This is a genomic window from Fusobacterium sp. SYSU M8D902, from assembly GCF_040199715.1.
Classification (GTDB): Bacteria; Fusobacteriota; Fusobacteriia; order Fusobacteriales; family Fusobacteriaceae; genus Fusobacterium_A.
Genome location: NZ_JBEFNA010000016.1, coordinates 24,814 through 39,862, shown reverse-complemented (window position 1 = coordinate 39,862; position 15,049 = coordinate 24,814). Strand labels below are relative to the sequence as shown.

Here is a 15,049-nt window from a genome sequence, read left to right as displayed (position 1 = left end):
ACTGTCTCATCTAATTTTGTTCCCTCTAACTTTTCTTCTGCTAATAGTGTTGTTCCTACAGCTACTATTGCAGCAATCACTAAATATTTTTTCATTTCCATCTCCTAATTAATTTCAAAATTAAAAAATAATCACAGGTCGTTTATTACTAGGATGTCTAACCACTTCACATTCAACTTCAAATATTCTTTTTATATTCTCAGGTGTAAAAACTTCCTCTACTACTCCACTTTTAACTATTTCACCATTTTTCATAGCATAAACATAATCACAATATGTACTCGCTATATTCATATCATGAATTACAGCAAGAACTGTTTTTCCCATCCCTTTTATTACTTTCATTATTTCTAATTGATATTTAATATCTAAATGATTGGTTGGTTCATCTAAAATTAAAATTTCACTATCTTGTGCCAATGCTCTTGCTATAAATGCTCTTTGTATCTCTCCTCCTGATAAGGATAATATGCTTCTATCTTTTAAATTATATAATCCTACCTGTTTTAAAGCTTCCTCTACTATGCCATTATTTTCTTTAGAAAAAATTCTATTTTGATGAATATATCTTCCCATTTCAACAATTTCTTTTACTGTAAAATCAAAATTTAACCCTTGTTTTTGACTCAATACAGCTAATTTTTTTGCTAACTGCTTTGAATTCATTGTTAATATATCTATATTTTCTATTTTTATTGTCCCACTTTTATATTTTAAAACTTTATAAATATTTTTTAATAATGTACTTTTACCACAACCATTTGGTCCTATTATTCCTACAAATTTATTTTTTAATACCTTTAATGATATATCTTTTAATATTTGAGTTGTATCTATATCATAGTACAGATTTTCAACCTCTATCATAATATTACTTACCTCCAAATTTATAATTTTTATTTTTTAACATTTGTAGAAAAAAAGGAGCTCCCATTATAGAAGTTATCACTCCTATTGGAATTTCTTGTGATTTAAATAAAACTCTTGTAAAAATATCTGTTAACAGTAGAAAAATTCCGCCTAAAACCACAGCTATAGGAATTACTTTCTTATGGTTTCCACCTACTATTCCTCTCGTAATATGTGGTATAACTAATCCTATAAATCCTATTACTCCTGTATTTGAAACTACTATTCCTGTTAATAATGTAGAAATTATAACTATTATAACTCTTAATTTTTCAATATCTACTCCCATTGTTGAAGCTATTTCATCTCCTGTAGTCAAGATATTTAATTCTTTATAATAATAAAAACAAACTAGAACACTTAAAATTAAAGAGATTGTCATTAAAGGAATATAGCTCCAATTTGATCCTGCTAAACTTCCAGCTAACCAAAATAAAGCTCCTTGAATCTTCTGCCCCTGTGGTGCTAATGTTATCATTAAGGTTGTTATTCCCGAAAATAATGAGGATATCGCTACCCCTATTAAAACTAATTTTGTACTTGAAAATTCTCCATTTCTTCCAGCTAAATAAAATACAAGTATAGAGGTAAAAGTTCCCATTAAAAATGCTCCACCTGATATAAATAGAAGACTACCTCCTAAAAATAGTATTGCCCCTACTGCTCCTGTACTTGCTCCTGCTGAAATTCCTAAAATATATGGACTTGCTAGTGGATTTTTTGTTAAGCACTGCATTAAAATCCCTATCAAAGACAAACTTGCCCCTGCTAAAACTCCTGTTATCACTCTTGGAACCCTTAATTTCCACACTATTATCTCTATATTACTTTTCCAATCCTTTAAAAATATCTCTTTTTTCATCATATTATTGATAACTATCTTCCAAACTTGCTCAGATTTTAAAGATACACTTCCCAAAGTAATAGAAAAAGTCATTACTATAAATAGGAGAATTAATAGTACCAAAAATAATAATTTATAATTTTTTAAAATTCTCTCCATTTTCCACACTCTTTTTAAATTTCTATACTATGAAGCTCTTTAGCTAATTTTTTTATTGCCTTAACATTTCTCACACCTGAAGATATGTCAGCTAATTCAATTTTTATAAACCTATTATTTTTTACTGCATCTAAATCTTTTAATATAGATCTTTGTTTTATATACTCTACTTTCTTTTCATATGAAGTATCTCCATAGTCCACTATTAAAATAACCTCTGGATCCTCTACTAAAGCTTTTTCCCAACTTCCATTACCAAAACTAGAGTTTATATCTTTAAATATGTTTTCTCCACCAGCTAGTTCAATTATTGTATTTCCCATTCCTTGTCCTCCAACTACAAATGGTACTCCCTCCCCACTATCATATGGAAAAACCTTTATTTTTTCTTTTGGTAATTTATTTTTTATTTTTTCTAAATCCTCTTTCATTTCATTTACTACATTTTGAGCATTTTCTTGTAATTCAAAAATCTCTCCATACTTTAAAATATCCGAGAAAACATCCTCTATATTGTTACTATTTACAGATTTCATTATATACACTTGAACTCCATTCTCATTTAATTCTTCAAGCGGTCCTAAATTTGCTGGTGTTAATACAGAGGGCCACCCTGTTAAAAAATCTGGATTTTGTGAATAAAACTTCTCTTTAGTAGGTAGTTTATTTGATAAAACAGGAACTTTATCATATTTTTCTTTTAACTCTGGTAAAATTTCACTATCCAAATAAGCTGTCCCTATTAATTTTTCTTCTGCTCCTATACTTAAAAGTATCTCTGTTGTAAACTGTGCTGTTGATATAGCTCTTCTAGGAGGGTTAGCATATGCTAACCCTCCTAAAATAAATAACATTACTATTATATTTTGATATAATCTCTTCATACTCTTTTCTCTCTTTCTCATTAAAATTTATAAGTTATTTTTTAAAAACTATAAATAAATCCTGCTGTAATTGTTCTTCCAATAGCTGGATAATATTGTCTTCTGTATTTCCAAACACCATCATAATTATCATCCCAATATCCTGCATATTCATCATACTTTTTATCAAAAATATTTTCAATTCTTGCTGTCAACATTAAATTATCATTCACTTTATAATAAGAAGAGATGTCAAATGTTGTATATCCACCTGTATTTTTTCCTCTTTTATTTTCTAAATCATCAAGATCATACATATCACTATAATAAAGCATATCTATTGAAGTTGAAAATTTATCAGTAAAATCATACTTTAATCCAGTAGATAATTTCCAACTTGGCACACTTGGAATTTCAACTCCAGCATATTGTCCATCAATAACTTTGGTCTTTAGATATGTTGCTGATCCTTTTAAAGTAGCTTTTCCTATATAGTGTTCTACATAAATTTCTACTCCTATTCTCTCTGTTGTTCCAATATTATAGTTTACCATTCCTGTAAATTCTGGTGGGATAGCTGAGTAAATTTCATCTTGAGTTTTTTTATAAAAAGTTGAAGCTGAAATAAAAGTATCATAAATATAATCCTTTACACCTAATTCTATTGTATCTTGAACTTGTGGCTTTAACTTTTCAGAATTTCTAGTATATCTCATTTCTCCTACTGTAGGAGTTCTAAATGCTCTATTATATGATAAATACGTCATTCCACTATCTGAATAATCATAATTCATAGCTAATTCTAAAGAGTAATTTTCATATTTTCCTCTATCATTTTGTCCTATTTTTTCAAAACTATTTAACTTTCCATTTCTCCAATAAAAATCATACTCTGCCTTATCATATCTAATCCCTTGAATAAACTGAAATTTGTTATAAAAAATATGATTACTCAAAAAAACTCCAAAATTCTCCTTTTTTGATTCTCCTGTTTCCACCCATTTTTTTCCAGTAATTGTATTTCCGTTTGTTCCCATTCCTGTAACCTCTTTAAACTCTTTTGAAGTAACATCTGGTTTTAATCTTTCATCTAAATAATCCATTCCTAAAATAGTATAATTTTTATTTGAATATTTATATTTTATTTGTGACTTTATATATTTTCTTATTTCATCATTGTCTTTTATAAAATAACCATAATAATTTGAATTTTTGTATCTTTTAAAACTATCATTCTCTTTCTCATAATAATTTCCATATAGTAAAAATTCTAAATTATCACTTACATCTTTTCTATATTTTATATAATGATCTTGTGATTTATATTTTCCTCCTGCTATTTTTCCAGGATCTTTTCTGTCTACAACACGTGGAACTGCCACTCCTTTTAAATCTTTATCCTCTGTATAAGTATATTTATACTCAACATCTCCATTTTCTAACAAATATTTTGCTTTTATATTAAAGGTGTCATTTTCAAAGTTTTCGTGATCTCTCCAGCCATCATTTTTTGAACTAATATATCCCCCATCAACAAGTATATTTTTCACTTTTGTTCCAAAATTCACTCCCATTTTCTTACTACTATGATTTCCTAATTCTCCAAAAAGAGAACCATAATTCTTCCTATTTTCAGTACTCTTAGTTATCACATTTACAATACCACCTATTGCTTTATCTCCGTAAAGAATATTTCCTCCACCAGGTATAATTTCTATTTTTTCTATCATATTCATAGGTAAATTAGAAATTTGTTGTGCCTCCACTGGAACTCCATCTAATGTTATTAATGCATTTCTATCACTATACATAGAGTTTAACCCTCTAATATCAAATTTAATTGTTCCTGCATATCTTGTTACTCTTACTCCAGGAACATTTTTTAAAGCATCTACCAAATCTTTTGCTCCACTTTCTATTAATTCTTGATTAGTTATTATACTTACATTTGCAGGTATACTTCTTACATTCGTTTCAAAATTTTCAGTAGATATTACTGTCTCATCTAATTTTGTTCCCTCTAACTTTTCTTCTGCTAATAGTGTTGTTCCTACAGCTACTATTGCAGCAATTACTAAATATTTTTTCATTACTCCTCCAGATATTTTTTTATTTTTATTTATTTTTACTTTACATTAAACCTAAAATCTTTATAAAAATACATTTTTATTTTTTTATTTTTATAAACTATTGGCTCAAATTCCCATTTTTTTAGTGCTTTCTCTACTTCTTTCTGAAATCCATATTTTGTGTAATCATTCAAAAATATAATTTCCTCTACCTTTCCATTAAGTCCCACTAAAAATTTTGTTTTGATAACAACCTCATCTTTAAATCCTATTTTTTTAGCCATCATAGGATAATTAGGATCAACTTCTCTTTTTATTTTATATCCTATTCCTTGATTACTTTTTTGATCTCCAATATATGTTCCAGTTCCATCTTTTACAAGTCCATCTAATTCATTCACATTTTTATTTACACCTGCTATTTCTACTCCTTCAGTTATCTTTTCTTCTACTTTACTCTCTACTTCTTCCTTAACTTTCTTTACAATTTTTTTCTTTTCAAGTTTCTTTTCAAGTTTCTTTTCAATCTTTTTTTCAATTTTCTTTATCTCTTTTTTTTCTATTTTTTTCTCAACTTTTTCCTTTGGTGGTTCTACATTCTTTATTGGTGCTGGTTCTGGAGTATTTTCTCCCTCTATCTTCAATTCATTGAGATACACTACTACATTTTTACTATCCAATTTAACTTCATTTTTTGGAAGTTTTATAACAGAAAAAAATAGAATCATATGAATAATAAATGAAAATAGATAAAATTTCATCTTCTCACCTACTTTATACTATTGATCTCTAATTTTTCTATCCCTGTATTTTTCAATCTTCCCATTGTTTCAATCACTATCTCATATCTCAAGTTTTTATCAGCACTTACTACCAATGTCTGTTCTTTTCTCCCACTCATAAATTCTTGTACTTTTGCTTCTAATTCATCTTTCCCTATCTCTGTTGATTCTTCTCCAATTTTGAAGTAATATTTTTCATTCTTATCTATAATTAATTCTATATTTACCTCAGGTTTATCTATACTCTCCACATCTGATTTTGGCAGATTCATATCAAATTTAGTATACTGGCTAAATGTTGTTACTAACATAAAAAATATCAACAATTGAAAAACCACATCTATAAGGGGTGTCAAATCTGGATTTACCATTCCTGTTTTTCTTTTTAATTCCCTCATTATATCTCATCTCTATTCTTTTTTATATTTATTAAAGCTGTTGACGTTTTTTCTATCTGCATCATAATTTTATCCACTTTTCTATTAAAAAAATTGTATGCTATAATTGCTGGTATTGCTATTAAAAGTCCAGCTGCTGTTGTTACCAATGCCTCTGAAATTCCATTTGCTACTACATTTGGATCTCCAGCTCCCTCTAAAGCAATTGCCTTAAAAGATTTTATCATACCTAATACTGTACCTAAAAGCCCTGCCATCGGAGAAATAAATGATACTATCCCTAAAATAGAAAGCCTTTTTTCTAAATTTTCTATTTGTTCAAGAGCCTTTTCTTTCATAAGTTTCTCCTTGCTTTCGTACATATCATTTTCATATTTATAAGCTAACAGTATGCTTTTAACTGTTCTTGATACAGAATTATTAGTTTTTTCACAAAGCTCTATTGCTTCATCCTCTTTTCCCTCTCTAACCAATGTAATGATTTGATCTTTAAAATCCCCCTTTAAATCTCTCTCATTCTTGAAAAAATATGCTGTTCTTTCCAAAATTGTTCCTAAGCCTAAGATTGATAAAGCTCCTAAAAGCCACATCATCATTCCACCTTCTACAAAATACTTATACATTGTTTCCTCCTTAAAATAAAAAACTTTCTAGTAAAATAGAGTTATCTTACTAGAAAGTCATAATCACATATTTTGATCTATTGACAATTGGTAAGTCTTCTGACTCAGCTTCATCCTACTCTCACGCCTTCCCGGCTTCCCAGTGACATATTGCGATTTCGTCCACCATACAGCAGTTTCCTGTGTGGGATTCTCACCCATCTTCCTCTATTAAGTAAATTTACACCTAATCTCTTAGAATCACTTAATATTTTAAATAATTTTATACTAATTGTCAATAAAATATTTATTTTTTGTATATATTGTATTTTTTTTATATTATTTAAGTTTGGAATATATAAATTATTTATTCAGAATATTTTCATATATTCCTATATATTTCTTAGCTGAAGTGTCCCAACTATTATCTCTTGCTTTTGCATTTTCCATAATTTTTTTCCATTGATCTTTATCTTTATATATTGATAATGCATAAGATAATACTTTTAACATTGTATCTCCATTAGGATCTCTAAATCCAAATCCATCTCCCATACCAGTGTACTCATTATATGGAGTTACAGTATCTCTCAATCCACCTGTTTCTCTTACCAATGGAATAGTCTCATATCTCATAGCTATCATTTGAGAAAGTCCACAAGGTTCAAATAGAGACGGCATTAAGAATATATCTGCACCTTGGTAAACATCTATTGAAAGTGGTTGATTAAATCCTATATACGAGCAAACTCTTTTAGGATACTGGCTCTCCTTCCATCTAAAGAAATTTTCATAATGAGCCTCTCCACTTCCTAGCAATATAAACTGTATTCCTAAATCCATCATTTGATCAAATTTTTCAGCAATCATATCAATACCTTTTTGTCTATCTAACCTTGATATTATAGCCACTAATGGTACATTCGGATCTATATTTAGCCCCAACTCTTTTTGTAGTTTAGCCTTCATCTCTTCTTTTGATTTTGAATTTATTTTAAATACATTTCCATCTATTCCATTTACTATTCCTGATAACTTATAGTCAAATTTTCTGAATAATCCATCAATTCCCTCTCCATACTCTGGAGTTTTTATCTCTTCAGCATAAGTTTCACTAACTGTAGTTACATAGTCAGAATATACCACTCCTCCCTTTAGAAAAGATATCATATCATAGTATTTCAATCCGTCCTCTTGATAATACTTATCTCTATCTATCTCTAAAGTCTCTTCTATCTCTTGATTTGGGAAAAATCCTTGGAATCTTAAGTTATGTATAGTAAATACTGTTCTTATATTATTAAGTCCTCTTTCCAATAGATATATAGGTGTAAGAGCAGTATGCCAATCATTACAATGGATAATATCTGGAGTAAATCCTGTAATATCAAATGTTTCAACTATAGCTTTTGTAAAAAATGCAAATCTCTCGCAATCATCCTTTTCACCATAGATTTTCTCTCTTGAAAAATACTGCATATTATCTACAAAATAGTAAATCACTCCATCAAGTTCATAACTCTCTATCCCTACATAAGCATTATAGTGTGATGCCCATATCTTCTTATTCCCTAAATATGTCATATCATTTCTATATTTTTCTGGTATCTGTCCATATTTTGGTAGGATAACCCTTGCATCTACACCCTTCTCTTTTAAGGCTTTTGGTAGTGAATATGCTACATCTCCTAACCCACCTGTCTTAATAAATGGCCAAGCTTCTCCAGTAGCAAAAAGTACTTTCATCTATTTCCTCCTCTTTATTTATTAGCTCCCTCTAAATAAGCTAATAAATTCTTATACTGTTTATCATCCCATTTTATACTTTTTTCTATTACTAATGGATAATTTCTAGAAGCACTTAATTTTTCATTAGAATTTATTACATTGTTTTTATCAACAATTATATTTTTTAATACAGCTCCTGATTTTACAACACAATCTTGTAATAGTATACAGTTTTCTACCTCTGCTCCTGCCTCTACAACTGCTCCTCTTGCCAAGATAGAGTTTTTAACATTACCACCTAAAATACATCCATTGGCTATCAAACTGTTATTTACCTCTGCTCCCTCTTTGAATAGTGAAGGTGGAGTATCTTTTGTCTTAGTATATATACTTCTCTCTTTAATAAATATATCCTCTCTTACCTCTTTTTTCAAAAGATCCATATTGAAGTCAAAATACTCTTTTGTTGAGTTTACACAAGATAGATATCCTTTAAACTCATAACCATTTATACTTACTCTTCCAACATTTCTAGTAACTAAATCTCTAACTGTATAGTAAACACCCTCTTGAATACCGTCACATATCATCTTTATTAGAAGCTCCTTACTCATAATAAATGCTTCCATAGAGATATTCTCATCTTTTTTAAAGAAAAGATTTTGTCCTATTCCTAAAACTTCATTATTTTCACCAATTTTTACACTGTCACAATTATCAAATCTTTCGTTAGCATTGTTTACTTTTTTATACACTAGAGTGATATCTCTTCCACTCTCTTCATGATGTTTTATAACGTCTTTTACATCTAAGTTACATACCATATGTGAACTCAATACCACTACATTTTCCTGCTTACTACGGAAGAAATACTCCATATTCTTCTTTACTCTCTTTATATTTGTTGTATATGATGAGTCAGCCATCTGTTTAAACATAAAAATTCCATCTTTTTTTCTGTCTAAATCCCACTCTGCTCCTCTACCAATATGGTCAGTAAGAGAGTTTAAATCCTCGTTTCCAGCAAAAATTCCTACATTTCTTATTCCTGCATTAACCAAATTTGAAAGTGCAAAGTCTATTATTCTATATGTTCCTCCAGCCGGAACAGAAGCAAGTGGTCTCATTTTAGTAAGCGATCTTATATTATCTAAACTTTCATCTAAAAATATTATAGCCATATAGTTGTTAATCATTTGTTTCCTCCCCTTGTAATCACTATTTTACAGCATTACTTTTTATTATCTCTCCGGCACCAATTACTACAATCTCCTCATTATCTCCAACAACAGTGTTCTTTTCAATAACTACATCTTCAGCTAAAATTGCTTTATTTATTATTACATTCTCCTCAATAGTTGTATTTGGCATAATTACTGAGTTAAATATTTTACTATTCTTTCCTATTTTTACACCTGGGAAAATTATTGAATTTTTTACTTCACCCTCTATTTCACACCCTTTTTCTACAAGAGAGTTAATTACTCTTGCTTCATCACTAACATATAGTGGCGGATATACCCCTTGACGAGTATTTATCTTCCAGCTCTTGTCAAATAGATTTAATTCATTATCCTCTTTAAGTAGATCCATATGAGCTTCCCAGAAACTGTCTATTGTTCCAACATCTTTCCAATACCCTTCAAATGGATAAGCAAATAATTTCATCTTATCATTTAATAAATTAGGAATAATATTCTTACCAAAATCGTTACTTGAAGTTGAATCTTGCTCATCTTCAATTAGATATTTTTTCAATACACTCCATTTGAATATATATATTCCCATAGAAGCTAGTGTACTTTTTGGCTCTTTTGGTTTCTCTTCAAACTCATAGATTGAGTAGTCCTCATTTGTATTCATTATTCCAAAACTAGGTGCATCTTTTAAAGGTACATTAAAAACACCAATTGTTGCATCTGCATCTTTTTCTATATGGAATTTTAACATCTTATCATAATCCATCTTGTATATATGATCTCCAGATAGTATTAGAACATGCTCAGGTTCATACTTATCTATGAAAGAGATATTTTGATATATTGCATTGGCAGTCCCTTTATACCATCCTCCACCATCATTCTTTTTAGTATGAGGTTGTAATACTGTAACTCCTCCATTCATTCTATCCAAGTCCCAAGGAGATCCACTTCCAATATGCTCATTCAAAATATGAGGTTCATATTGAGTTAATACTCCTACTGTATCTATTCCAGAGTTTGAACAGTTACTTAAAGTAAAATCTATTATTCTATACTTTCCTCCAAATGAAACTGCTGGTTTTGCTATTTTTTCTGTAAGTTTTTTTAGACGACTTCCTTGTCCTCCAGCTAGTAGCATAGCTATTATATTCTTCTTCATACCTCTCCTCCTAATAACTTTACGTTTTTATTTTGGTATTTTTAACTTATACTGCTTACTTCTCTATTGATTTTTTCTCCTCAGCCTTCAAAAATATAACTGAATTAGATGCTATATCCAAAGGGATTGAGTATGGTCTTCCATTCCATTCACTCTTCTCTGCCTTATATCTCTTTCTCTTATTGAAATTTACTCCACCAAATCTCTCATCATCACTATTTAATATTACTCTATACATTTTCTCTTCAGGAACTCCTATTCTATATGAAACTTTATTCTCTCCTGAAAAATTAAATATACCTATGAGTTTTTCTTTTTTATCCTTAGTTTGTCTCAAAAAAACTATCACATTTCCATTATAGTTTTCATGCTCTATCCATTCAAAAGTCTCCCAACTATCCTCCCATAGTGCTTCCTCTTTTAAATATAGCTTATTTAGAGCTCTACAATAATCCTGTATCTTTTTATTAGCTTCATTTCCTAATAATTCCCATTCTAATTGATCATAGAATCTCCATTCTAAACCTTGAGCAAAGTCATTTCCCATAAAATTCAATTTTTTACCTGGATGAAACATTTGATAAGCATAAAGAGATCTAACATTTGAAAGTTGTGCTCCATAAAAACCGGGCATCTTATTCACAATAGACTTCTTTCCATGTACCACTTCATCATGTGAAAGTGGTAATACATAGTTTTCTGAAAAAGCATACATAAATGAAAATGTCAGTTTTCCATGATGATCTTTTCTGTATAATGGATCTATTTCAAAGTACTTTAAGGTATCATTCATCCACCCCATATTCCACTTATTATTAAATCCCAATCCACCATCAACTGCATGTTTTGTTACATTGGGCCAAGCTGTGGAATCCTCTGCCATAACTACACAATTTGGATAATCCTCGTGAATGGCACTATTAAATTTTTTAAAAAAATCTACAGCTACGAGATTCTCCTTTCCTCCATATTGGTTGGTCAATCCATCTATATTAGGTAGATATAGCATATTAGCTACAGCATCTATCCTTATTCCATCTATATGAAACTCTTTAAACCAATAATTCACATTTGAGATAAGGAAACTTTGTACCTCATATCTCGATAGATCAAAGTTACAAGTTCCCCACTCCTTATTCTCTCCAATTCTCTCATCTGCATACTCATAGGTAGCACTTCCATCAAATTTATATAGCCCTTGTTCATCTTTACAAAAATGTCCAGGAACCCAGTCTAATATCACTCCTATATTGTGTCTATGCATATAGTTTACAAAGTACATAAAATCTTCAGGTACTCCATAACGACTTGTTACAGAGTAATATCCTGTACTTTGATATCCCCAAGAGGCATCTAATGGGTGCTCATTTATTGGCATTATCTCTATATGAGTGTAGTTCATATCCTTTATGTAATCACATAACTCTTCAGCTAATTCTCTATAGTTTAACCAATCTCCATTTTCCTTTCTCTTCCAAGATCCTAAATGAACTTCATATATATTCATAGGTTTATTTAATCCAGTTATTCTCTTATTCAACCATCTCTTATCTGTCCATTTAAATTCTGGTATATCATATAATACAGAGGCTGTATTTGGTCTTAATTCTGAATAAAAAGCATATGGATCAGCTTTGAATACAACATTTCCATCACATTGTTCCATTTTAAATTTATACAAATCCAATTTTTTTAATCCAGGTATTTTTAATTCCCAAATTCCTTCTGGATTATTTTTTTTCATTTTGTGGGCTTCTCCACTCCAACCATTGAAATCCCCAACCACTGAAACATTTTTTGCATTCGGAGCCCACACTCTAAAAATAACTCCATCATCTTCAAAGTGTGCTCCCATATATTTATAAGCTTCTCTATGTTCTCCTTTATGAAAAAGATATCTATCCAACTCTTTATCCAATTTTGATCACCTTTCAATCTATAGTTTTACTGGAGTTATATTCCAAATCTCCTCAGCATACTCTTTTATAGTTCTATCAGATGAAAATTTTCCAGCATTTGCTATATTTTTTAATTGTTTTCTTGCCCAGTCCATTCTGAAAGTATATTCTTTATTAATAAGTTGTTGTGTTCTTCTATATGCTTCATAATCCTCTAGTACGAAGTATTGATCTGCTTGATGCCAAGGTGCTGTCTCCATAAGAGATCTATGTATTGTTCCATATACTCCATTTCCCAAATCACTAAATGTTCCATCTACCAATGAATCAACTATTTTTTTCAATCCCTCTACACAATTATATGGTACATGTGGATCATATCCTTGAGCTCTCATCTCTTCTACTTCTTTTACTGTAAGTCCAAATATGTAGTTATTTTCTCTTCCTGCTTCCTCTACTATCTCTACGTTTGCTCCGTCCATAGTTCCAAGAGTTAGAGCTCCATTCAACATAAACTTCATATTTCCTGTTCCTGAAGCCTCTTTTCCTGCTGTGGAAATCTGCTCTGATATATCTGCTGCTGGAAATAATTTTTCAGCTACAGATACTCTGTAGTTTTCTACAAATACAACTTTTAATTTTGAATTTACTTGTGGATCTTTGTTTATCATCTGTGCTACTTCATTTATCAATCTTATAATTCCTTTAGCTACAAAATATCCTGGTGCAGCCTTTGCTCCAAATATATATGTAACTGGTGTAAAGTTCATATTTGGATTCAATTTTAATTTATTGTATAATCCTATTATTTGGAATATATTTAATAGTTGTCTCTTATACTCATGAAGTCTCTTTATCTGTACATCAAATATTGAATTAGGATCTATCTCAATTCCTTGTGTTTCCTTTAAGAATTTTGCTAATTCAATTTTCTTTTCATGTTTTATATCCAATATTCTTTTCAATACACTCTCATCATCTAAATAAGCTTCCAATTTTTTTAATTCACTCAAATCAGTTATCCAAGCATCACCTATCAACTCAGTTATCAATGAAGCAAGTTGTGAGTTTGATTGTAATAACCATCTTCTTTGTGTTATACCATTTGTTTTATTTAAAAATCTATCTGGATATAGTTCATACCAATCTTTTAACTCTTTATTTTTTAATATCTCTGTATGAAGTGCTGCAACTCCATTTACCTTATGACTTCCATAGATTGCAAGCCAAGCCATATGAATCATATTTCCATTTATAATTCTCATTCTATTCTGTCTATCATAATCATTTGGGAATTTTTGCTCTAGATACTCTCTCAATTGATTATCTATCCCTTGAGTTATCTGATATACTCTAGGAACTACCTGCTCGTATAGTCCTACCCACCATTTTTCCAAAGCTTCAGCTAATATTGTATGGTTTGTATAGGCAAAAGTTTTCTCTACTATACTCCAAGCCTTTTCCCAGCTTATTCCCTCTATATCTATAAATATTCTCATAAGTTCAGGAATAGCTATTACTGGGTGTGTATCATTCAATTGAATAGCTGTAAACTCTGAAAAACTATCAAAATTATTTCCATGAACTTTTTTATATCTTTTTACTATATCTTGAAGTGAAGCTGAAACAAAGAAATACTGTTGTTTCAATCTCAATTTTTTACCCTCATCTGTAGAATCGTTAGGATATAGTACTCTTGAGATATCTTCAGCTAAAGTTTTTTGTTGTGTTGCATGTAGATAATCCTGCTGATTGAATTTTCCTAGATCTAGATCTACTAAAGAGTGAGCTTCCCACAATCTCAATGTATTTACATTATCAGTTCCATAACCTATTATAGGCATATCATAAGGAACAGCTCTAACACTTCCATCACCAAATGTTACTATGACTTCATCATCAGGTCTCATAACTGACCATACATCTCCATATTTTAACCAAGTTTCTGGTTTCTCTATCTGATAACCATCTCTAAACTCCTGATTGAATATCCCGTTTCTATATCTTATTCCATAACCTTTCCCTGGTAAATTAAGAGTAGCTAAAGAATCTAAAAAGCATGCTGCTAGTCTTCCCAATCCACCATTACCTAATGCTGAATCCTCCTCTGCATCCTCTACTTTATTATAATTTATCCCCAATTCTGCAAATAACTCTTTTACCTCTTGTAACATTCCTAGGTTTATCAAGTTATTTCCCAATGCTCTTCCCATTAAAAACTCTGCTGATAGATAAAAAGCTTGTTTTTCTTGCTCATACAATCTCTCTGTATCATACCAATTATCCGCAATATTCTCCATTACAGCCTGTCCCAAAGCTCTGTAAATCTCAAAATCTTTAGCTTCGTTTAACTTTTTTCCAAAGCTAACTTTTAAATTTCTTTCAATTTGTTTTCTTAATACCTCTTTTTCTACTCTCATTTGTTTACCTCTTATG

General features: G+C 30.0%; 12 protein-coding genes and 1 riboswitch. All 12 genes read right to left on the bottom strand.

Annotated features, from left to right (window positions below; all coding sequences use genetic code 11):
- Positions 1–120: 120 nt before the first annotated feature.
- Positions 121–867, bottom strand: a complete 747-nt coding sequence (locus tag ABNK64_RS07015) for an ABC transporter ATP-binding protein (RefSeq protein ID WP_349763924.1) — start codon at positions 865–867, stop codon at positions 121–123.
- Positions 868–871: 4 nt separating this feature from the next.
- Positions 872–1,912, bottom strand: coding sequence for a FecCD family ABC transporter permease (locus ABNK64_RS07010; protein ID WP_300340329.1), 1,041 nt, complete (start codon positions 1,910–1,912; stop codon positions 872–874).
- A 14-nt stretch (positions 1,913–1,926) separates the two neighbouring features.
- A complete protein-coding gene (locus ABNK64_RS07005) occupies positions 1,927–2,796 on the bottom strand; it encodes an ABC transporter substrate-binding protein (RefSeq protein ID WP_349763923.1) in 870 nt (289 codons plus the stop codon).
- A gap of 41 nt (positions 2,797–2,837) precedes the next feature.
- Complete coding sequence (locus tag ABNK64_RS07000) at positions 2,838–4,865, bottom strand: TonB-dependent receptor (protein WP_349763922.1); 2,028 nt, start codon at positions 4,863–4,865, stop codon at positions 2,838–2,840.
- A 35-nt stretch (positions 4,866–4,900) separates the two neighbouring features.
- Positions 4,901–5,605, bottom strand: coding sequence for an energy transducer TonB (locus ABNK64_RS06995; protein ID WP_349763921.1), 705 nt, complete (start codon positions 5,603–5,605; stop codon positions 4,901–4,903).
- An 8-nt stretch (positions 5,606–5,613) separates the two neighbouring features.
- A complete protein-coding gene (locus tag ABNK64_RS06990; RefSeq protein ID WP_291259125.1) occupies positions 5,614–6,024 on the bottom strand; it encodes an ExbD/TolR family protein in 411 nt (136 codons plus the stop codon).
- Positions 6,024–6,647, bottom strand: a complete 624-nt coding sequence (locus ABNK64_RS06985) for a MotA/TolQ/ExbB proton channel family protein (protein ID WP_349763920.1) — start codon at positions 6,645–6,647, stop codon at positions 6,024–6,026. Before ABNK64_RS06985 ends, ABNK64_RS06990 begins: the two co-directional genes overlap by 1 nt.
- Positions 6,648–6,719: 72 nt before the next feature.
- Positions 6,720–6,892: riboswitch (cobalamin riboswitch) on the bottom strand.
- 97 nt (positions 6,893–6,989) lie between these two features.
- A complete protein-coding gene (locus ABNK64_RS06980; RefSeq protein ID WP_349763919.1) occupies positions 6,990–8,372 on the bottom strand; it encodes a glycogen synthase in 1,383 nt (460 codons plus the stop codon).
- Positions 8,373–8,386: 14 nt separating this feature from the next.
- Complete coding sequence (glgD, locus tag ABNK64_RS06975) at positions 8,387–9,550, bottom strand: glucose-1-phosphate adenylyltransferase subunit GlgD (protein WP_349763918.1); 1,164 nt, start codon at positions 9,548–9,550, stop codon at positions 8,387–8,389.
- 22 nt (positions 9,551–9,572) lie between these two features.
- On the bottom strand, positions 9,573–10,715 hold the full coding sequence (locus ABNK64_RS06970; protein ID WP_291256314.1) for a glucose-1-phosphate adenylyltransferase: 1,143 nt from the start codon (positions 10,713–10,715) through the stop codon (positions 9,573–9,575).
- 55 nt (positions 10,716–10,770) lie between these two features.
- Positions 10,771–12,633: a 1,4-alpha-glucan branching protein GlgB gene (gene glgB, locus ABNK64_RS06965; protein ID WP_349763917.1), complete on the bottom strand. Its 1,863-nt coding sequence runs from the start codon at positions 12,631–12,633 to the stop codon at positions 10,771–10,773.
- 18 nt (positions 12,634–12,651) lie between these two features.
- On the bottom strand, positions 12,652–15,033 hold the full coding sequence (locus tag ABNK64_RS06960) for a glycogen/starch/alpha-glucan phosphorylase (RefSeq protein WP_349763916.1): 2,382 nt from the start codon (positions 15,031–15,033) through the stop codon (positions 12,652–12,654).
- Positions 15,034–15,049 lie beyond the last annotated feature (16 nt).